Here is a 19,507-nt window from a genome sequence, read left to right as displayed (position 1 = left end):
CGCTACGACAAGCGCCGTTACGTCTACCTCGGCACCGCCACCGCCGCAGCCCTCACCATCTGGCTCCGTACATGATCGGCCGGACAGGTCCTAGCCGGCGGATCGGGCGGATCGGGCACGGGCCGGACCGGTCCGGACCGCGGTTCCGGTCCGGCGGCTCCGCCCCGGGCTCAGGTGCCCGCGCCGGCGTCGGCCGCGGCCAGCAGGCCGCGCCAGTCCGGGATCTTCACCGAGCGGCGGCCCAGCGAGCGCCCGAGTTCGGCCTCCGCCGTCTCGATCGCCAGCCAGCCCGGCCACTCCACCGGGTGCAGCCCCGCCGCCCGCAGCGCGTCCAGCGGGTCGCCCGGCAGCTCCCGCCGCGCCAGCGCCGCCGCGTCCTGGAGCAGCGAGGACGCCGTCTCCTTGGCGCAGGGCCGGTTGGTGCCGATCACCCCGGTCGGGCCGCGCTTGATCCACCCCGCCACGTACTCGCCGACCGACGCCCGGCCCTCGCGCAGCACCCGGCCCGCGGCGTGCGGGACCGTGGCCCTCGCCGGGTCGAACGGCAGACCCGGCAGCGGAACGCCCTGGTACCCCACCGAGCGCAGCACCAGCTGCGCCTCGACGTCCTCGTACGCGCCCGTTGCGGTGACCCCGCCCCGGCCGTCGGGGGCGGTCCGCTCGAAGCGCATCCCGGCGACCCGGCCGCCGGGGCCGGCCAGCACCTCCACCGGGCGCAGGTAGAACCGCAGGGCGATCCGGCGCCGCGCACCGCCCGGCTCCTGCCCGGCCCAGCCCCGCAGCACCTCCAGGTTGCGCCGGAACACCGCGGGCAGTGCGGCGGCCGCGTCCTGGTCCGCGTACGCGGGGTCGAGCGCCAGCTCCGCGGGGTCCACGACGGCGGCAACGCCGGGGAGCGTGCCCAGCTCCCGCAGCTCCTTGGTGGTGAACTTGCCCTGCGAGGGCCCGCGTCGGGCCACCATCGACACCGACTCCACCCGGCTGTCCGCGAGGGCGCCCAGGGCCGGCTGCGGCATGTCGGTGGGAGCCAGCTCCGGCTCGCCCCGGGCCAGCATCCGGGTCACGTCGACGGCGACGTTGCCGGCCCCGACGACCACCGCCGAGCTCACCCCGGACAGGTCGAAGGACTCGGCCACGGCGTCCGGATGCCCGCTGTACCAGGCGACGAAGGCGGTGGCGGAGTGCACCCCGGCCAGCTCCTCGCCGGGGATGCCGAGCAGCCGGTCGCGGGCGGCGCCCACGCAGTACACCACCGCGTGGTACAGCTCCAGCAGCCGTGCGGTGGACAGCTGAGCGCCGCCGACCTCGACGTTGCCGAGGAAGCGGATCCGCTCGTCCTCCAGCACGGTGCGCAGGCTGCCCTGGAGCGATTTGATCTTCTCGTGGTCGGGGGCCACCCCGTAGCGCACCAGCCCGTACGGCGCGGGCAGCCGGTCCAGCACGTCGACGCGGACGCCCGGCACCTCACGCTGCTGTACGAGGGTCTGGGCGGCGTAGACCCCGCTGGGGCCCGAACCGACGACGGCTACACGAAGCACGGCGGAGCTCCTCCCGCAGGTGCTCCCAGCATGCCACCGGGCCCGGCGGCCGTCAGCCCATCGCGCGCATCCGGTGGATCTCGGCGGTCTGGGTGGCCACCACCTCGTTGGCCATCTCCTCCACCGCGCCGTTGTTCCCGCCAGCCAGCGCCTCGCCCGCCATCTTCACGGCGCCCTCGTGGTGGGCGGTCATCAGGGTGAGGAAGAGCCTGTCGAAGCCGGCGCCCCTCGCCTCCGTCAGCTGCCGCAGCTGCTGCTCGGTCGCCATGCCGGGCATCGCGCCGTGGTCGTGGCCGGCCGCCGGGGCGCCGGAGGGAGCCGGGTGGCCGGCCAACCACTTCTCCATCGCGCCGATTTCGGGCTTCTGGGCGGCCGAGATCCGCTCGGCGAGCCGTTTGACCCCCTCCGCCGAGGCCCGCTCCGGGGCGAGCGCGCTCATGGTGAGGGCTTGGCGGTGGTGTTCCACCATGTGCCGTACGTAGGCCCGGTCGGCGGCGTTGGGGGAGTCGTCCGGCTGCCGTTTCGCGGCCTCCCCGGGGGAGAGGGTGCGGGCCTTCTCGCCCGGTCTGCCGGGGGCGATGACCGCCGCGCCGGCGTCCTTCGCCCGGTCGCCGTCGTCCCCGCCCCCGCAGCCGGTCAGGGCGAGCAGGAGCCCGGCGGCCACGGCCGCCGCGGTCGTTCGATGGAGTGACCCTTTTGCCATGTCCATGAAGGGAACATACTGCGGGGGGCCCGGTTCCGTTCCCGGCACGGTCGGAATCGATCGGACTCCCATGGGAGGGCACAGTGACCTCGAAGCACACCAGCAGAGTGCGGCACAGGAGTCTGGGGGCGGCCGTGGCCGCGGCCGGGCTGCTGACCACGCTGTTAGCGGCCGGCCCCGCGGCCGCCACCCCCGATCCCGGGGACTTGTCGCCCGGGGTCTCCCGGCAGGAAGGGGATCCGGCGGCGGGCGGCCGCGCACTCGCCCCCGGCGAGATCCCCGGCCAGGACGAGATCGTGCACAGCGCCAACGTCAAGCACCTGACCAACGTCCCGAGCACGTACCCGGGCGTCATCAACACCGACCTGGCCTTCCAGGGCAAGTACGCCTACGCCGGCAACTACAACGGCTTCACGATCTACGACATCGGCAATCCGAAGGCGCCGAAGACCGTCAGCCAGGTGCTCTGTCCCGGCGGCCAGAACGACGTCTCCGTCCAGGGCGACCTGCTCTTCCTCTCCACCGACTCCTCGCGCAGCGACGACTCCTGCAACAGCGTCTCGCAGCCCGCGACGGAGAAGTCCTCGTGGGAGGGCATCAAGATCTTCGACATCAAGGACAAGAAGAACCCGAAGTACATCAAGTCGGTGGAGACCAACTGCGGTTCCCACACCCACACGCTGGTGCCGGGCGAGCGCGACGTCTACCTCTACGTGGCCTCGTACTCCCCGAGCGAGGCGTTCCCGGACTGCCGGCCGCCGCACGACGGCATCTCCGTGATCAAGGTCCCGAAGAAGAACCCGGCGCGGGCGGCGGTCGTCGCCTTCCCCGTCCTCTTCCCGGACGGCGGCAATCCCGGCGGGCCCGCCAACCCCGGCGTCAGCAAGACCACCGGGTGCCACGACATCACCGTGCTGCCGTCGAAGAAGCTGGCGGCCGGCGCCTGCATGGGCGACGGCATCCTCTTCGACATCAGCAAGCCCGAGCAGCCGCGGGTCATCGACCGGGTGCAGGACAACGTGAACTTCGCGTTCTGGCACTCGGCGACCTTCAACGAGAAGGCCGACAAGGTGGTGTTCACCGACGAGCTGGGCGGCGGAGGCGGGGCCACCTGCAACGAGGCGACCGGACCCGACCGCGGCGCCGACGGCATCTACGACATCACCGGCCGCGGCGACCAGCGCAAGCTGGTCTTCCGCAGCTACTTCAAGATCCCGCGCCTCCAGGCCGACACCGAGAACTGCGTGGCCCACAACGGCTCGCTGATCCCGGTCGGCGGCGGCCGCGACATCATGGTCCAGTCCTGGTACCAGGGCGGCGTCTCGGTGTGGGACTTCACCGATTCCGCCCGGCCCAAGGAGATCGGCTACTTCGAGCGCGGCCCGCTCACCACGGACCAGCTCGGACTCGGCGGGTCCTGGTCGGCGTACTACTACAACGGGTACGTCTACTCGAACGACATCGCCAAGGGCCTCGACGTGCTGCGCATCGACGACTGGCGCACCGAGAGCGCGAAGCGGGTGTGGATGGACCGGCTCAACGTCCAGACGCAGCCCGAGTACCACTGACCGGCTCAGGCTGACAGGGGAAACGTTCCGCCGGGCGGTCCGCCGTCCGGCGGGAACCCGAGCTCCCAGTCCAGTCCGTACCGCTGGAACAGCTCCGCCCGCAGCCGCGCCAGCGGCATCGGGGCCCCCGGCAGCAGGACCGCGACCACCGAGCCCATCAGCAGCGCCCGCAGCAGCGGGTAGTCGGTGTCGACGTCCGCCGAGCCGTACCGCGTGACCGTGTCCCGGAGCAGCTCCGCCAGCCGCTGCTGCTCCGGGCACCGCACGAACCCCTCGGCCTGGAGGATGCCCGCCATGTGCGTCCGCATCAGCAGCGGCTCGTCCCGTGCGAGCCCGAGGACCGCGTCGACGGCGCGGGCGAGCCGCTCGCGACCGTCCTCGGTGCGCGGCTCGCGCTCAAGGGCCGCTTCCAGCGTCAGGTGCATCAGCCGGTGCACCGCCGACTGGAGCAGCTGCCGTTTGCCCGGGAAGTAGTACGACACCAGGCCGCGGGCCGTGCCCGCCCGATCGGCGATGTCGCCGAGCGTGGTCGCCTCGTAGCCGCGTTCGGCTACGAGTTCGACCGTGGCCTGGAGCAGCCGCTCCCGGGAACGTCTGCGCAATTCTTCATTGACCGATGCGCTGCGCGGGGACATGCTTACTCCTGCGTTGACTGGCTCCCAGCCAATATACTCAGCGCGCGGGGTCGCCTGCTCTGGGTGACGCGGGGGATCACCCAGAGCAGGGACTTCCACGGCTCGGGAGAACGACGGGTTTCGGTCCGTCCGTCCGAGAGGACGGGATCAGGGGGTTGCGCTCAGGCGAGCGCGCTCAGACCCGGCATCAGGGCCACCACGAGCGGGACCACCGGGACCAGTGTGGCCAGTGCGGTCAGGCGCAGCCTGCGGCCCGCCGACAGCCGGGGCGCCGCCGACAGCAGCCGCCGCACCCGCTCCGACACGTGCGGCTGCGGGCTCGGGTACGGGCCGAACACACCCCGGTCCTCGTTGAGCCCGACCAGCGCCAGTGCGATCGTCAGCCGCCCGAACCGCCGCGAGGCCACGTCGTCGGCGGCCAGTTCGACGAGCCGGTGCATCTCCGCCTCGAACGCCGCGAACACCGGCACCTGCGGGAATCCCCCCGCCAATGCCCGCGAGCAGTGCAGCAGCCAGTCGTGCCGGGCCTGCGCGTGCCCCTGCTCGTGCGCCAGTACGGCGTCCAGCTGACTCCCCTTGAGCCGGCCGAGCGCGGCCGTCGTCACCACCAGCTGCGGGGCGGCGCCGGGCAGCCACCACGCGTCGGGCCGCGTCCCCTCCAGTACGACGAGTCTCGCCCCGGCCGGGTCCTCCCCGGGCATCAGCGGCGCCCGTACGAGCAGCTCGGCGCCCTGCGCCCGGCGCCGGGCGCGCGCCCGCAGCACCTCCCGGGTCAGCCGCGCCCCGGTCCACAGCCCGCCCCCGGCCAGCGCCAGCGCGGTCCCCGTGGCCCACGGGCCGCCGGTCGGGCCCAGCCCGTACGCGTCGACCACCCCGTGCGGGGCCGCGGCGAAGAGCCGGCCCCGGACCGCGAGCCAGGCGGCCGCAGCGCTCAGCAGCATCGACAGGGCGAAGCACAGGAGCACCGCGCCCACCACGCACTGCCACACCCACAGGGCGACGACGGGCTCCCGCTCGGGCCATTGGGCCCGGGCCAGCAGACGGGGAGCGAGCACCGCGGTCAGGGCGCCGAGCAGCAGCAGTGCGGCGGGGACCATCATGTCCGCCAGCCTATGAGCGCGGGGCTACCTGCGGGTACGGCCTTTGGTGATTGGTGACGCAGGACACGTTTGCCCGCCGGGCCCGCGGGCGTCACAGACTCAGCAACATCGCCAACATGCCCATCCCCATGGCGAGTCGGCACGCCCGCGTCAGCTCCGCGGGCATCACGGGCGCTCCGCCGACCACCGGCTGCCCGCCCCCGCCCGCCGTGGCCAGCCGGGCTCCACCGAGCAGGACGTACCCGGCGAAGTACAGAAGCAGCGCCCCGGTGACGAGCGGCGGGCCTCCGCCGTGCCCGTGCCCGTCGGCCATGGTCAGCGCCATGTACGCCATCGCCAGCGAGCCGACCAGGTGGTGCGCGTGGTGCACCCCGCTCCGCAGCAGCCACAGTGCGTGCAGCACCGCTCCGCTGAAGACCGTCAGCAGGATCCCGGGCCCCCACGGCCCGATGCCGGAGGGCACGGCCATCACCGCCATCCCGAACCCCATCAGCGCCTCGCCCGCCGCCCCGCCGCGCGCCGCCCGCTCCGATCTGCGCGCCCGTAGCAGGCAGTAGCCGCCGCTCACGGCGCAGAGCAGGACGAGCAGCCAGGCGGAGAGGGAAGCGGGCAGGGACATCGCGGGACCGTGCACGGCGGAACCCCCCGGTTCGTCGGCGTCACGGGAAGAGATGCCCCGGCCAGGACCCCCGCACGCCGCCCCGGGTTAGGCTCTCCTTGCCGCACCGGGCATGTCATATGCCGCTGAGCAGAACGGGAGCCTTCGATGTCGACCGCCCACTCCACCGCCCTGAACTTCCGCAGTGCCGTGGAGGCCGACGTACCGGAACTGGTGGTCCTCGTCGAGTCCGCCTACCGCGGCGACGCCAGCCGCGCCGGCTGGACCACCGAGGCGGACTACCTGGAGGGTCAGCGCACCGACCCCCAGGGGGTCCGGGCGATCATCGAGGCGACCGACGGCGTCCTGCTCGTCGTCGAGCGCGCCGGGGAGCTCGTCGCCTGCTGCCAGCTCGAACACCGCGGCGACCACGCCTACTTCGGAATGTTCGCGGTCCGCCCGGGACTGCAGGGCGGCGGCCTCGGCAAGGAGATCCTCGCCGAGGCGGAGCGCCGCGCCCGCGAGACGTGGGGCGCCAAGGAGATGCGGATGACGGTGGTGAACGTACGGGAGGAGCTCATCGCCTACTACGTGCGCCGCGGCTACCGGCGCACCGGCGAGATGAGCCCCTTCCCCTACGGCGACGAGCGCTTCGGCGTCCCGCTCCGCGCGGACCTGGCCTTCGAGCTGCTGGTCAAGCCCCTGTAACGCGCGGTGCGGCGCGCGGAGCGGGAAGCCGGGCGGGAAGCGGGGCCGGCGCCGCCGTCAGGCCAGGAACCGGCCCGAACTGCGGATCTCCGGGAAGTCGGTGGCCGCGCCGTCCAGTTCGAGTGCCCGGGCGAGCCGCAGTTGCTGGAGGGTGTTGACCGTCCAGCCGGTCACCTTGAGCCCGGCGGCGTGGACCGACTCCACCAGGTCCAGGGTGAGGTCGCGGATGCCGAGGGCGACGGTGTTCGCCCCCACGGCCAGTGCGCGGTCCTCGATCGACCTGCTGTGAACCATGCGCAGGTCCGCGTACAGGGTGGTCCGTACGCCGGGCAGCAGCCGGGCCGTCTCGGCCAGCACCGCATCGTCGAAGGAGGCCACCTCCAGCCGCGCGCTCAGGTCGCGGCGCAGGACCAGCTCCGCCAGCGCCGCGGCGGTCGGCCCGTCCTGCACCGACACCTGGAGCGGGGTCCGGACCGCGTCCAGGACCTCCTCCAGCACCGGCACGCGTTCACCCTGTCCGGCATCCAGCTCGCGCAGCGCGGCCAGGGTCAGGTCGGTCACGGCTCCGGAGCCGTCGGTGGTGCGGTCCACCTCGGCGTCGTGCAGGACGACGAGCACGCCGTCCTTGCTCAGCTGCAGATCCAGCGCGATGACGTCCATCCCGGAACGTTCCGCGCGGACGAAGGACCGCAGGGTGTTCTCCGGTTCGACACCCATGACCCCGCGGTGACCGATGGTGAGGAAAGTCAAGGTTCTCTCGCTTCCGTCGACGGCGGCTCCCCGCGCGGTCACGGTGTCCCTACCGGCCGCGCGCGGTGAGGTCGCATGCTAGTGCGCCCGGGATGCGATGAGACCGCTCGTGCAGCGCCCGGAACGCGCCCTTCGGCCGGTTCCCGCCAGGGTCGTACGCCGTCGCGCGGGGCGCGGAGGCCCTGCCGCGTCACCCGGGCGTGGGCGCGTCCCCGCCGCCTTGACGAACCCTCGCCGGGGTCGGCGTACCGGCCCGCGCGACAGCCTGCGTACCGGCCCGCGCACCGGCCGCGCCGAGCTCGGCGAGATCGGCCAGCAGGGCCTCGCCCAGCTCCAGTTCGGCCAGGTGCTGCCGCTCGCTCCAGCGCAGCGCGAGCGCGGGGAAGGCCCACTGCGGTACGTCGTCCGCCTGCGCCATCGCCTCGCGTACGGCGGCCAGTTCGCCCCGGGTGCGCTCCAGGTGCTCGCCGACCATCGTGCACAGCAGCGCCGGGTCGGCGAGGTGGCCGAGCCAGATCCGCAGGAGCAGCCCGTGCTTGAGCACCGGGGGGCCGGCCTCCGCGGTGTCCGAGGCCCAGCCGGCGAGGGCCGCCCGACCGGCTCCGGTGATGGCGTAGCGGCGCTTGGCCCGGGCCTCCTCCGGCCCCGAGCGCGCGGATGCCGCGTATCCGAGCTCCTCCAGCCGGCGCAGTTCGGCGTAGATCTGGCTGACGGCCGGGGACCAGTAGAAGAAGCGCAGGGAGGAGTCCGCCCACTTCTTCAGCTCGTACCCGGTGCGCTCCCCGGGGAAGGACAGCAGCCCGAGCACGGCCCACGCGGTCGCCGGCAGGTCTTGCTTCTTCGACGTCTGACTACTAGTCATATTCCGAATTGAAGTAAGGCCGGGCACGGGACGCAACCCTGGAGGCATCGTGAAATTCTCCGTGATCTTCGAAGCTCAGCTCGCCGACCCGACCGTGGAGCGGGAGCACCAGGTCATCCACGACTGCGTGGAGCAGGCCGTGCTCGCCGAGGAGATGGGATTCGACCGGATCTGGGCCGTCGAGCACCACTCGCTGAAGTGGTACGCACACATGTCCGCCCCCGAGGTCTTCCTGACCTGGGTCGCGGCCCGGACGAACACCATACGCATCGGCCACGGCGTGGTCTGCATGCCCTTCAACTTCAACCACCCGGTCCGCGTCGCCGAGCGGGCCGCCATGCTCGACCTGCTCTCCGGGGGCCGCCTCGACCTGGGTGCCGGACGAGGCGGCACCGAGCAGGAGACCTCGCTGTGCGGGGTCGACCGGGAGCGCACCACGCAGGAGGTGGAGGAGGCCCTGCGGATCATCGGCAAGGCCTGGCGGGAGGAGGAGCTGGAGTACCACGGCGAGCTGATCGACATCGACCCGCACCCGATCCTGCCGCGGCCGCGGCAGACCCCGCACCCGCCGCTGTTCCTGGCGTGCAGCCGCGCCGAAACCCTCGTACAGGCCGCCGAACTGGGTGTCGGGGCCCTGGTGATGGGCTTCGCCGGGCCGGAGTCCATCGCCACGATGCGGGCCGTGTACGACGGGGCGGTGGCCGGCCGGGACGGCGCGCGCCTCGTCTCCACCGCGGTCAACGACCACTTCTCGGTGCTCTGCCCGACCATCGTGCTCGACGACCCGGACGAGGCGCGCCGCGTCGGCATCCGCGGCCAGCGGTTCTTCGCCCAGTCCATCGGCCACTGGTACGGCGGGGCCGGCGTCCCCGACGAGGCCGTGGTCGCGGGCGCCGACGAGGCGGCCGAGATGCGCAGTGCGGCCGAGCAGGTGGTGGCCAGGCTGCACGAGCAGGCCATCCCGGTGCGGCCCGCGTCGACGGCCACCTTCCGTGCCGACCACGCGTACGGGAGCGCCGACGACGCCATCGCGTACGTGCGGCGGCTCAAGGAGGCGGGGGCGGACGAGATCATGTGCCTGATCCAGATGGGCACGGTGCCGCAGGCGGCCTGTCTGGAGACCCTCCGGCAGTGGGGCGAAAAGGTCATTCCGCACTTCCGTACCGCCTGAGTGACCGACATCACCCGGCGGCCCCGCAGGCAGCTGCCCGAGGGGTCGCCGGGAGCCGGTGGCGGTGCGCGAAAGGGGCGAAGCGCTCGCCCGGAGCGTGGACGGCGGGAAGAATTACGGTGTCCATGGGGGTCGGGCAGGACAATTTCCCGCACGGCCCCTTGAGCAGGACAGGCTCGCACCCATACGCTGTGTTGACGCGAGGTTCTCCTGTGGAGGAAGTGACATGACGGAAATTCTTGTGCCGGGTTCTGGCGGTGCGGTGATAGCCGCCGGTGCGCGGGTGGTCGACCACCCTGCGTGGCCCGAGCTCAAGGCCGCCGTGGAGGAGATCCGCCCCTGGCAGGCCAAGGACGGCTCCATCGACTTCGAGGCCGCGGACGCCCCGGCGCCGGCCGAGGTCGCCGCCGCAGTCGAGCGGGCGGTCGCCGCGGTGGAGACGCTGTCGCCGCTGCTGCCGCACGCCGCCGCGTACCACCGCGCGCTCGTCCGCGACCTGCGCAAGTGGGTCGCGGACGGCTTCGAGGTGCCGGACTTCCTCGACTCCCTGCTGGCCTTCCACCCGGCCGCCGAGCGCGCCGACGGGCTCCAGCACCTGGTCGTCTTCCCCATGTACACGCAGAACGGCAACCTCGACCGCAACTTCGAGGCCGTCGTCCTGAAGATGGTGTGGCCCGAGTGGCTCTCCGAGCTGGAGCGCACCCGGTACGACAACCCGCTCTTCCTCGGCATCACCTTCGAGGACTTCACCCCGGGCTACGACACGCACTCCGCCGTGCTCTTCCCCGAGACCATCGCCGTGCGCGAGGCCCCCGAGCGCTTCACCTGGGGCGGCATCTTCTGCGACCGCGAGGCGGCCCGCTACCGCAAGGTCACCGAGGCCGCCGTCGACATCCTGGGCATCGAGCTGCCCGAGGACATCGCCCGCATGGTCGAGGACCAGGAGCGCTGCGAGAAGGCCTTCGTCCTGTGGGACATGGTCCACGACCGCACCCACAGCCACGGCGACCTGCCGTTCGACCCCTTCATGATCAAGCAGCGCCAGCCGTTCTGGATGTACGGCCTCGAAGAGCTGCGCTGCGACCTCACCGCCTTCAAGGAGGCCGTGAAGCTGGAGTCCGAGGGCAACGAGCACGGCCGTGACGTGCAGTACGCCGTCCTCTTCGACCGGATGTTCCGCTTCCCGGTCTCGGGCGACCGCAACCGCAACTACGACGGCCTCGGCGGCCAGCTGCTCTTCGCGTACCTCCACAAGCACGACGTCGTGCGCTGGACGGACAACAAGCTGAAGATCGACTGGATGCGTGCCCCGCAGGTCACCAACGAGCTGTGCGCCGAGATCGAGGACCTCTACCGGGCCGGCATCGACCGCCCGAAGCTCGTCCACTGGTTCAAGGCGTACGAACTCGTCTCCACCTACCTCGCTCCCCACCCGGGCTCCAAGTGGGCCAAGGGCCCCGACGCCCTCGACCTCACGCAGCCGCCGCGCAAGCTCGTCGACGACGTGCTTCCCGACGAGTTTCCGCTGAGCATGTTCTATGAGGCGCTCGCCAAGAAGCTCAAGGGAGTGATCGCCTCCACGAAGGGCATCACTGCGGTGAACGCCGATTCGGCCGAGCGGGTCGCCGCGTGAGCGCTCGCCCACAGGAGGCTGCACAGATGAACAGCGCTGGGAAGTCCGGGAACGGCAAGCTGCAGGGTGCCGTGGTCGCGGTCGCCGGGGCCGGCGGCCCCGCCGGTCGCGCCGCCCTGCTCCGCCTCGCCGAGGCCGGTGCGGTCGTCGTGGCCGCGGACGCGGACGCGACGCGCCTCGCCGAGTCCGTGGACGCGGCCCGCTACGCCCACGGCGGCGCCACCGTCACCGGTGACACCGTGGACCTGCTCGACCTGGAGGCCACCAGGGCCTGGGCCGAGCGCACGGAGAAGGAGTTCGGCCGGATCGACGGGGTCGTCCACCTCGTCGGCGGCTGGCGCGGCAGCAAGACCTTCACCGATGTGGACCTCGCGGACTGGGACTTCCTGGAGAAGCTCCTGATCCGCACCGTCCAGCACACCTCGCTCGCGTTCCACGACGGGCTGCTGCGCAGTGACCGCGGTCGCTACGTCCTGGTCAGCCAGTCCGGCGCGCACAAGCCGGTCGCCAACAACGCCGCGTACAACGCGGGCAAGGCGGCGGCCGAGGCCTGGACCCTCTCCCTCGCCGACTCCTTCCGCAAGGCGGGGGGCGAGGACGGCCCGGGCGCCGCTGCTGCGATCCTGGTGATCAAGGCACTGGTGCACGACGCGATGCGCGCCGAGCGCCCCAATGCGAAGTTCGCGGGCTTCACCGACGTCAAGGAGCTGGCCGAGGCCATCGCCGGCGTCTGGGAGCGGCCCGCCATCGATGTGAACGGACAGCGTCTGTGGCTCACTCCGCAACCGTGAAGACCGATGCCCATCGCCACCACGACCCGGCGGTGCGCGGATTCGCGAGCGACAACTACGCGGGGGTCCATCCGGAGATCCTGGAGGCCCTCGCCCTGGCCAACGGCGGCCACCAGGTCGCCTACGGCGAGGACGACTACACCGAGCACCTGCAGAAGATCATCCGCAGCCACTTCGGCCCGTACGCGGAGGCCTTCCCGGTCTTCAACGGCACCGGCGCGAACGTCACGGCCCTCCAGGCCCTGACGGACCGCTGGGGTGCGGTGATCTGCGCCGAGTCGGCGCACATCAACGTCGACGAGGGCGGCGCCCCGGAGCGGATGGCCGGGCTCAAGCTGCTCACCGTCCCGACCCCGGACGGCAAGCTCACCCCCGAGCTCATCGACCGGCAGGCCTGGGGCTGGGAGGACGAGCACCGGGCGATGCCGCAGGTCGTCTCGATCACCCAGAACACCGAGCTCGGCACGGTCTACACGCCGGACGAGATCAAGGCGATCTGCGAGCACGCGCACGCGCACGGCATGAAGGTGCACCTCGACGGGGCCCGCATAGCCAACGCCGCGGCCTCGCTCGACGTGCCGATGCGCACGTTCACCAACACGGTGGGCGTGGACGTGCTGTCGTACGGCGGCACCAAGAACGGCATGATGTTCGGCGAAGCCGTGGTGGTCGTCAATCCGGACGCGGTCCGGCAGATGAAGCACATCCGCAAGATGTCGATGCAGCTCGCGTCCAAGATGCGGTTCGTGTCGGTGCAGTTGGAGGCGCTGCTCGCCAAGGACCTGTGGCTGCGCAACGCCCGGCACTCCAACGCGATGGCGCAGCGGCTCGCGGCGGGCGTGCGCGAGACCGACGGGGTGGAGATCCTCTACCCGGTGCAGGCCAACGCGGTGTTCGCGAAGCTGCCGCAGGAGGTCACGCGCCGGCTCCAGCAGCGCTACCGCTTCTACTTCTGGGACGAGGCCGCCGGCCACGTCCGCTGGATGTGCGGCTTCGACACCCAGGAAGAGGACGTGGACGGCTTCCTGCAGGCGCTGAAGGAAGAGCTGTCCCGCTGAAGTTCTGAATAGATATACCCCCGACCGCAAATTCATTGATTTGCGGTCGGGGGTATGCCTATGCTCCGGGCCATGCAGCTGATCCCGCAAAGCCCTGACATCCATGCTTATCTGGCGGCAGACGAAGCCGTTGACCACGATCACCCGCTCGTTCGGGAGACGGCCGATGCCCTCTGGGGCGCCACTGGCGATGCATATTCATACGCCGAAGCGGCCTTCGAGTTCGTCCGCGACACCATCCCGCACTCCGCCGACTCCGGCGATCCGCGCGTCTCCTGGCGCGCCTCGGACGTGCTGCGCACCCGCAACGGCGTCTGCTACGCCAAGTCCCACGCGCTGGCGGCCCTGCTGCGGGCCCGGGGCATCCCGGTAGGCCTCTGCTACCAGCTGCTCGCCGACGACGACGGCTCGAACCCCGCCGTGCACGGGCTGATCGCGCTCCGGCTGCCGGGGGCGCCCGACTGGGCCCGCCTGGACGCGCGGGGCAACAAGCCCGGCGTGGACGCGCGGTTCGCCCTGGACGCCGAGCGGCTCGCCTTCCCCGTACGCCCCGAGCTCGGCGAGGTGGACTACCCCGAGCTGCACGCCGCCCCGCACCCGGCCGTGCTGGCGGCCCTCCGGGGTGCGGCCGACCGGCAGGAGCTGTGGCGCAACCTGCCGACGGGGATAGGAAAGTTTCCTGTCGGATAACGTTGTCAACTTGGCATGCCCATGGGTACTTTCGGCGGCAGAGAATCCCCGTTCCCCCACCTCCGAACGGAAGGTGCTCCATGCGCCACGGAGTTCCCGCGGGACTGGCCGCCCTCGCACTCGGCCTGGCCGCGGCCCTGACCCCCACCCCCGCCGCCCAGGCCGGGCCGCCGCCGGCCCCCGCCGCCACCCGGGCCGCGGCGGGAGCCGCGGCCCCCGCGCGGTTCGCCCACCCCGGAGTGCTCGACAGCCGCGCCCAGCTGGACTTCGTACGCACGAAGGTGCAGGCGGGGGAGCAGCCGTGGAAGGGCGCGTTCGACGCGATGCTCGCCAGCTCCTACGGCTCGCTGTCGCGCACTCCCAAGCCCCGCGCCGTCGTCGAGTGCGGCTCGTACTCCAACCCGGACATCGGCTGCGGCGACGAGCGCGAGGACGCCATCGCCGCCTACACCGACGCCCTCGCCTGGTACGTCACCCGCGACGCCGGGTACGCCGAGAAGTCGATCGAGCTGATGGACGCCTGGTCCGCGAAGATCAAGGACCACACCAACTCCAACGCCCCGCTGCAGAGCGGCTGGGCGGGCTCCACCTGGCCGCGCGCCGCCGAGATCATCAAGCACACCTACACCGGCGGCTGGCCCGGCCAGGGGCGCTTCGCCACCATGCTGCGCGACGTCTACCTGCCCGAGGTCGTCAACGGGAAGCCGAACAGCAACGGCAACTGGGAACTGATCATGATGGACGCCGCCATCGGCATCTCGGTCCATCTCGACGACCGCGCGAGCTACGACAAGGCGATGGCGATCTACCTCGGCCGGGTCCCGGCGTACTTCTACCTCGCCTCCGACGGGCCGCAGCCGAAGTACCCGCCGCGCTCGACCATCGACACCAGGAGCGAGCTGGTCGAGTACTGGCACGGCCAGAGCACCTTCGTGGACGGCCTGGCCCAGGAGACCTGCCGGGACTTCGGCCACACCGGCATGGCGATCGCCGCGACCATGCACGTCGCCGAGACCTCGCGCATCCAAGGGCGCGACCTGTACCCGCAGTTCAAGGACCGCTTCCGGTACGCGCTCGGCTTCCACGCCCAGTACGAGCTCGGGGCGAAGGTGCCGTCCTGGCTGTGCGGCGGGAGCCTGACGAAGGGCATCGGCCCGTCCACCGAGGTCGGCTACAACGCCCTGCACACGCGCCTGGGCATCAGCATGGAGAACACCCGCAAGCTGACCGAGGGGCAACGCCCGGCGGGCACCGAGAACCACTTCGAGGCGTGGGAGACGCTGACCCACGCCGAGAACCCCAACTGACGACCGGTCGTACGACAGTGCGGCCCCGCCGTGAACGGCGCGGCCGCACGATCACCCGGTCCGGTGGCGGCGGATCAGCCCGCTTCCTTGACCTGGGCGGCCGTCGGCGCGGTTCCGCCCAGGTGCGCCGGCAGCCACCAGGTGTCCTCGGGGCCCTTGGGCTTGCCCGGGTAGGCGCTCTGCGCGGCGTCCAGCAGCTCCTGCACCCGCTCGCGCAGGCGGCGGGTGATCGCCCCGGCGTACTGGTCGGCGGGGGCCTCGATGGGCTCGCCGACCCGCATCGTCACCGGGATGTGGCTGCGCTTGAGGTTCTTCGGGCGGCCCTTGGTCCACAGGCGCTGGGTGCCCCACAGCGCCACCGGGATCAGCGGGACGCCGGCCTCCTGGGCCATGCGCGCGGCGCCCGACTTGAAGCTCTTGAGGGTGAACGACTGGGAGATCGTCGCCTCCGGGAACACGCCGATGATCTCGCCGGAGCGCAGCGAGTCGAGGGCGTGCTGGTAGGCCGTCTCACCCTGCTTGCGGTCCACCGGGATGTGCTTCATCGCGCGCATCAGCGGACCGGACACCTTGTGGCGGAAGACCGACTCCTTCGCCATGAAGCGGACGAGGCGCTTCTGCGGCCGCGCGGTCAGGCCGGCGAAGATGAAGTCGAGATAGCCGATGTGGTTCGACACGAGGACCGCCCCGCCCTTGCGCGGGATGTTCTCCGTGCCCTTCATGTCGATGCGGATGTCCAGCGCCTTGAAGAGGGTGTGGGCGGCGCCGATCACCGGAGGGTAGACGAGCTCAGCCATGAGGGGGAGACCCCGCTTTCTGCCTGGGGAGGTGCTCCCGGCCGGAAGTTACGGCTGCGTAGGTACGCTGCCCTTGGGGATCGTGCCCCATACGCGGGCTGCTGGCCAGCCCAGACGACCGTGCCCGAGGAGATTCTCGTCACGCCGGGAATGCGGCGCGTGGCCGGGGCGCTCGGATCACCGTACGAACGCAATTCAATGATGCGACAACCAGGTCGGCGGCGACGGGAGCAGGGGTGCACGGGGAAGAGGACCCGCAGGCCACGGGCCTGACGCGGCTGGGCGCGGCCGAACTGGGCGCGGAGCCCGGGCGGCGGGCCAGCCTGGTGCAGTTCTCCAGCGCGTTCTGCCAGCCCTGCCGGGCCACCCGGCGGATCCTCGCCGATGTGGCCGGCCTGGTGGAGGGCGTCGAGCACATCGAGATCGATGCTGAAGCCCGCCTTGAGCTCGTGCGCGCCCTGGGTATCGAGAAGACCCCGACCGTGCTCGTCCTCGACGCGCGGGGGCGGATCGTGCGGCGCGCGGCGGGGATGCCGCGCAAGGCGGACGTGATCGCCGCGCTGGGCGCCGCGATATGACGGGTGCGAAGTCCTGCGGGACGTCCCGCAGGACGTCCGGCGGGACGTCCGCCACGCCGGTGCACGCGCCCGCACGCAGCGTGACGCGCCTCGCATCTGCCCGGAGCGGCTTGACTGTGTACACGGGAGATCGCCAGGCTGGCGGCATGCGGTACGAACTCCTGCTTTACGGGCGGGTCCACGTGGACCTCGTCCGCTACGCGAGCGCGCGTTGTCGGAACGACTGAACGAACCCGGTTCCCGACCCGATCCCTCCGCGCCCGTGCCCGCCGCCTCCGCGGCAGAAGGAAGCACCTCCATGACGGCCCCGACCGCCTCCATCACCCCCACGGCCGCCTCCGGCCTGCCCGGCTCGCCCGAGCTGCTGCGCTCCGTGTTCCGCCGGCACGCCGCGGGTGTGGCCGTGATCACCGCCGAAGAGGGCGGCCGCCCGGTCGGATTCACCGCGACCTCGCTCAACTCGGTTTCCGCCGATCCCCCGCTGCTGTCCTTCACCATCGCCACGGGGGCCTCCAGCTGGCCCGCGATACGCGACTCCGAGCACCTCGGCGTCCACATACTCGGCGAGCACCAGCAGGACCTCGCGGGCCTGTTCGCCCGCAGCGGAGCCGACCGGTTCGGGCCCGGCACGGGCTGGGCCGAGGGCCCGTACGGGGTTCCGGTGCTGGACGGCGTACTGGCCTGGCTGGTGTGCCGTGTCGTGGCGCGCGTGCCCGCGGGGGCGCACCGGGTGATCATCGCTGAGGCGGTGGCGGGTGACCCGGCCGGGGAAGGCCGGCCGCTCCTTTACCACCAGGGTCGCTTCAACGCGCTGCGCGACTGAATCGTCCCTGCTGGGGCGGGTTCGTGCGGCGTTGGACAGATCACAGTTCACCGGCCTTGCCACCGTGGAGCACCCGCGATGTACTGACGAGTAACATTCCCTTCGGAGCGCGGGCCGCCCCGACCGGGATCCGCCCGACAAGGCGCCTATGCTGCCTGCACAAGGCGGTATCAGAAAAAAGACGATGCGGTAGGAGAGCCGGCGTGAGCCTGAGGATCGTTGTCTGTGTGAAGTACGTGCCCGACGCCACCGGCGACCGGCACTTCGCCGATGACCTGACGGTCGACCGCGACGACGTCGACGGTCTGCTGTCGGAGCTCGACGAGTACGCCGTCGAGCAGGCGCTGCAGATCGCCGAAGACGCCGACGACGCCGAGATCACCGTCCTGACGGTGGGTCCCGAGGACGCCAAGGACGCGCTGCGCAAGGCGCTGTCCATGGGTGCCGACAAGGCCATCCACGTCGAGGACGACGACCTGCACGGCAGCGACGTCATGGGCACCTCGCTGGTGCTCGCCAAGGCCATCGAGAAGGCCGGCTACGACCTGGTCATCACCGGCATGGCCTCGACCGACGGCACCATGGGCGTCCTCCCGGCGATCCTGGCCGAGCGCCTGGGCGTCCCGCAGGTCACCCTGCTCTCCGAGGTCAAGGTCGAGGACGGCACCGTGACGGGCCGCCGCGACGGCGACTCCGCGAGCGAGCAGCTGGAGGCCTCCCTTCCGGCGCTCGTCTCCGTGACGGACCAGTCGGGCGAGGCCCGCTACCCCTCCTTCAAGGGCATCATGGCCGCCAAGAAGAAGCCGGTGGAGTCCTGGGACCTGGAGGAGCTGGAGATCGAGTCGGACGAGGTCGGCCTTGAGGGCTCCTGGACCGCGGTCGACTCCGCGACCCAGCGCCCGGCCCGCACCGCCGGCACGATCGTCAAGGACGAGGGCGAGGGCGGCAAGGCGCTGGCCGCCTTCCTTGCGGAGCAGAAATTCATCTAAGAGGGGCCTGGCCGGCCAGAAGTTCATCTAAGAACCTCGGCCGAAACCCTCCCGATCGCCCCCTGACTACTTCGCATTCGCAGGAGCATTCCCATGGCTGAAGTCCTCGTCTACGTCGACCACGCGGACGGTGCCGTCCGCAAGCCCACCCTTGAGCTGCTGACCCTGGCCCGCCGCATCGGCGAGCCCGTCGCCGTCGCCCTCGGCGCCGGTGCGGCCGACACCGCCGCCGTGCTCGCCGAGCACGGCGCGGTCAAGGTTCTGACCGCCGACGCCCCCGAGTTCACCGAGTACCTCGTCGTACCGAAGGTGGACGCGCTCCAGGCCGCGTACGAGGCCGTCTCCCCGGCCGCCGTGCTCGTCCCGTCCTCCGCCGAGGGCAAGGAGATCGCCGCACGCCTCGCGGTCCGCATCGGCTCCGGCATCATCACCGACGCCGTGGACCTGGAGGCCGGTGACGAGGGTCCGGTCGCGACGCAGGCCGCGTTCGCCGCCTCCTTCACCACCAAGTCCCGCGTCTCCAAGGGCACCCCGGTCATCACCGTCAAGCCGAACTCGGCTCCGGTCGAGGCCGCCCCGGCCGCCGGCGCCGTCGAGGCGCTCGCCGTCACCTTCGGCGCCCTGGCCACCGGCACCAAGGTCGTCTCCCGCACCCCGCGCGAGTCGACCGGCCGCCCCGAGCTGACCGAGGCCGCGATCGTGGTCTCCGGCGGCCGCGGCGTCAACGGTGCCGAGAACTTCGGCATCATCGAGGCCCTCGCGGACTCGCTCGGTGCCGCCGTCGGCGCCTCGCGCGCCGCCGTCGACGCCGGCTGGTACCCGCACTCCAACCAGGTCGGCCAGACCGGCAAGTCGGTCTCCCCGCAGCTGTACATCGCCTCCGGCATCTCGGGCGCGATCCAGCACCGGGCCGGCATGCAGACCTCGAAGACCATCGTGGCCATCAACAAGGACGCCGAGGCCCCGATCTTCGACCTGGTCGACTACGGCGTGGTCGGCGACCTCTTCGCGGTCGTCCCGCAGCTGACCGACGAGATCAAGGCCCGCAAGGGCTGACCTGCTTCGATGCTGTGACTCGGGGCCGCGTGGTGACACTCACCACGCGGCCCCGAGGTGTTTCCTGCAACCATTGACTAGACAAGAACCCCTCATTAAATTCTGCTATGCGGATCTAAGCTTCCGTGAAGCGGAAAAAGAGGAGAGTGCAC

Annotated in this window: 21 protein-coding genes; 13 read left to right on the top strand and 8 right to left on the bottom strand. The window is 71.6% G+C overall.

What is annotated here, in order from left to right:
* Positions 1-170: 170 nt before the first annotated feature.
* Both AB0M92_RS33565 and AB0M92_RS33560 read right to left on the bottom strand, forming a co-directional pair.
* The gene (locus AB0M92_RS33565) at positions 171-1,538 is read right to left on the bottom strand and encodes an FAD-dependent oxidoreductase (RefSeq protein ID WP_366106128.1); all 1,368 of its coding nucleotides are present in this window, start codon (positions 1,536-1,538) and stop codon (positions 171-173) included.
* Positions 1,539-1,590: 52 nt separating this feature from the next.
* Positions 1,591-2,247, bottom strand: a complete 657-nt coding sequence (locus AB0M92_RS33560; protein ID WP_366106127.1) for a DUF305 domain-containing protein — start codon at positions 2,245-2,247, stop codon at positions 1,591-1,593.
* Between the two features lie 77 nt (positions 2,248-2,324).
* Between AB0M92_RS33560 and AB0M92_RS33555 the strand changes: the two genes are divergently transcribed.
* Positions 2,325-3,809, top strand: coding sequence for a hypothetical protein (locus AB0M92_RS33555; RefSeq protein WP_366106126.1), 1,485 nt, complete (start codon positions 2,325-2,327; stop codon positions 3,807-3,809).
* A gap of 5 nt (positions 3,810-3,814) precedes the next feature.
* Here AB0M92_RS33555 and AB0M92_RS33550 read toward each other — a convergent pair whose 3' ends face one another.
* The 3 genes from AB0M92_RS33550 to AB0M92_RS33540 all read right to left on the bottom strand — a co-directional run bounded on the left by AB0M92_RS33550 (position 3,815) and on the right by AB0M92_RS33540 (position 6,163).
* Positions 3,815-4,444, bottom strand: a complete 630-nt coding sequence (locus AB0M92_RS33550) for a helix-turn-helix domain-containing protein (RefSeq protein WP_366106125.1) — start codon at positions 4,442-4,444, stop codon at positions 3,815-3,817.
* 161 nt (positions 4,445-4,605) lie between these two features.
* The gene (locus AB0M92_RS33545) at positions 4,606-5,544 is read right to left on the bottom strand and encodes a M56 family metallopeptidase (protein WP_366106124.1); all 939 of its coding nucleotides are present in this window, start codon (positions 5,542-5,544) and stop codon (positions 4,606-4,608) included.
* 91 nt (positions 5,545-5,635) lie between these two features.
* Complete coding sequence (locus AB0M92_RS33540) at positions 5,636-6,163, bottom strand: DUF5134 domain-containing protein (RefSeq protein ID WP_366106123.1); 528 nt, start codon at positions 6,161-6,163, stop codon at positions 5,636-5,638.
* Positions 6,164-6,310: 147 nt separating this feature from the next.
* Here AB0M92_RS33540 and AB0M92_RS33535 point away from each other — a divergent pair, with 147 nt between their 5' ends.
* Positions 6,311-6,850: a GNAT family N-acetyltransferase gene (locus AB0M92_RS33535; RefSeq protein WP_366106122.1), complete on the top strand. Its 540-nt coding sequence runs from the start codon at positions 6,311-6,313 to the stop codon at positions 6,848-6,850.
* Positions 6,851-6,907: 57 nt separating this feature from the next.
* On the opposite strand, the gene AB0M92_RS33530 is transcribed toward AB0M92_RS33535, so the two are convergent.
* Positions 6,908-7,600, bottom strand: coding sequence for a glycerophosphodiester phosphodiesterase family protein (locus tag AB0M92_RS33530; protein ID WP_366106121.1), 693 nt, complete (start codon positions 7,598-7,600; stop codon positions 6,908-6,910).
* A 190-nt stretch (positions 7,601-7,790) separates the two neighbouring features.
* On the bottom strand, positions 7,791-8,462 hold the full coding sequence (locus AB0M92_RS33525) for a PadR family transcriptional regulator (protein ID WP_366106120.1): 672 nt from the start codon (positions 8,460-8,462) through the stop codon (positions 7,791-7,793).
* Between the two features lie 49 nt (positions 8,463-8,511).
* On the opposite strand from AB0M92_RS33525, the gene AB0M92_RS33520 reads away from it, so the two are divergent.
* The 6 genes from AB0M92_RS33520 to AB0M92_RS33495 all read left to right on the top strand — a co-directional run bounded on the left by AB0M92_RS33520 (position 8,512) and on the right by AB0M92_RS33495 (position 15,112).
* Entirely contained in the window at positions 8,512-9,633 is a 1,122-nt protein-coding gene (locus tag AB0M92_RS33520; RefSeq protein WP_366106119.1) for an LLM class flavin-dependent oxidoreductase, read from the top strand.
* A gap of 226 nt (positions 9,634-9,859) precedes the next feature.
* Positions 9,860-11,266, top strand: a complete 1,407-nt coding sequence (locus AB0M92_RS33515) for a DUF6421 family protein (protein WP_366106118.1) — start codon at positions 9,860-9,862, stop codon at positions 11,264-11,266.
* Positions 11,267-11,292: 26 nt separating this feature from the next.
* A complete protein-coding gene (locus tag AB0M92_RS33510) occupies positions 11,293-12,057 on the top strand; it encodes an SDR family NAD(P)-dependent oxidoreductase (protein WP_366106117.1) in 765 nt (254 codons plus the stop codon).
* Positions 12,054-13,115, top strand: a complete 1,062-nt coding sequence (locus AB0M92_RS33505; protein WP_366106116.1) for a low specificity L-threonine aldolase — start codon at positions 12,054-12,056, stop codon at positions 13,113-13,115. Before AB0M92_RS33510 ends, AB0M92_RS33505 begins: the two co-directional genes overlap by 4 nt.
* A 72-nt stretch (positions 13,116-13,187) precedes the next feature.
* Positions 13,188-13,805, top strand: coding sequence for a transglutaminase family protein (locus tag AB0M92_RS33500; RefSeq protein ID WP_366106115.1), 618 nt, complete (start codon positions 13,188-13,190; stop codon positions 13,803-13,805).
* An 80-nt stretch (positions 13,806-13,885) separates the two neighbouring features.
* Positions 13,886-15,112: an alginate lyase family protein gene (locus AB0M92_RS33495; RefSeq protein WP_366106114.1), complete on the top strand. Its 1,227-nt coding sequence runs from the start codon at positions 13,886-13,888 to the stop codon at positions 15,110-15,112.
* A 74-nt stretch (positions 15,113-15,186) separates the two neighbouring features.
* Here AB0M92_RS33495 and AB0M92_RS33490 read toward each other — a convergent pair whose 3' ends face one another.
* Positions 15,187-15,909: a lysophospholipid acyltransferase family protein gene (locus AB0M92_RS33490; protein ID WP_366106113.1), complete on the bottom strand. Its 723-nt coding sequence runs from the start codon at positions 15,907-15,909 to the stop codon at positions 15,187-15,189.
* 236 nt (positions 15,910-16,145) lie between these two features.
* Here AB0M92_RS33490 and AB0M92_RS33485 point away from each other — a divergent pair, with 236 nt between their 5' ends.
* The 5 genes from AB0M92_RS33485 to AB0M92_RS33465 all read left to right on the top strand — a co-directional run bounded on the left by AB0M92_RS33485 (position 16,146) and on the right by AB0M92_RS33465 (position 19,355).
* Positions 16,146-16,487, top strand: a complete 342-nt coding sequence (locus AB0M92_RS33485; RefSeq protein ID WP_366106112.1) for a thioredoxin family protein — start codon at positions 16,146-16,148, stop codon at positions 16,485-16,487.
* On the top strand, positions 16,484-16,714 hold the full coding sequence (locus tag AB0M92_RS33480; protein ID WP_366106111.1) for a putative leader peptide: 231 nt from the start codon (positions 16,484-16,486) through the stop codon (positions 16,712-16,714). The genes AB0M92_RS33485 and AB0M92_RS33480 overlap by 4 nt, the downstream gene beginning before the upstream one ends.
* Positions 16,715-16,785: 71 nt before the next feature.
* A complete protein-coding gene (locus AB0M92_RS33475) occupies positions 16,786-17,310 on the top strand; it encodes a flavin reductase family protein (protein ID WP_366106110.1) in 525 nt (174 codons plus the stop codon).
* A 203-nt stretch (positions 17,311-17,513) separates the two neighbouring features.
* Positions 17,514-18,299: an electron transfer flavoprotein subunit beta/FixA family protein gene (locus tag AB0M92_RS33470; protein WP_366106109.1), complete on the top strand. Its 786-nt coding sequence runs from the start codon at positions 17,514-17,516 to the stop codon at positions 18,297-18,299.
* Positions 18,300-18,392: 93 nt separating this feature from the next.
* Positions 18,393-19,355 carry an electron transfer flavoprotein subunit alpha/FixB family protein gene (locus AB0M92_RS33465; RefSeq protein ID WP_359173480.1) on the top strand — a complete coding sequence of 321 codons (963 nt, stop codon included), beginning with the start codon at positions 18,393-18,395 and terminating at the stop codon, positions 19,353-19,355.
* Positions 19,356-19,507: the final 152 nt, after the last annotated feature.

Source organism: Streptomyces sp. NPDC051582 (assembly GCF_040681715.1).
GTDB lineage: Bacteria > Actinomycetota > Actinomycetes > Streptomycetales > Streptomycetaceae > Streptomyces.
The sequence above is the reverse complement of the archived record's forward strand: the minus strand, read 5'-3'. Positions and strand labels throughout refer to the sequence as shown.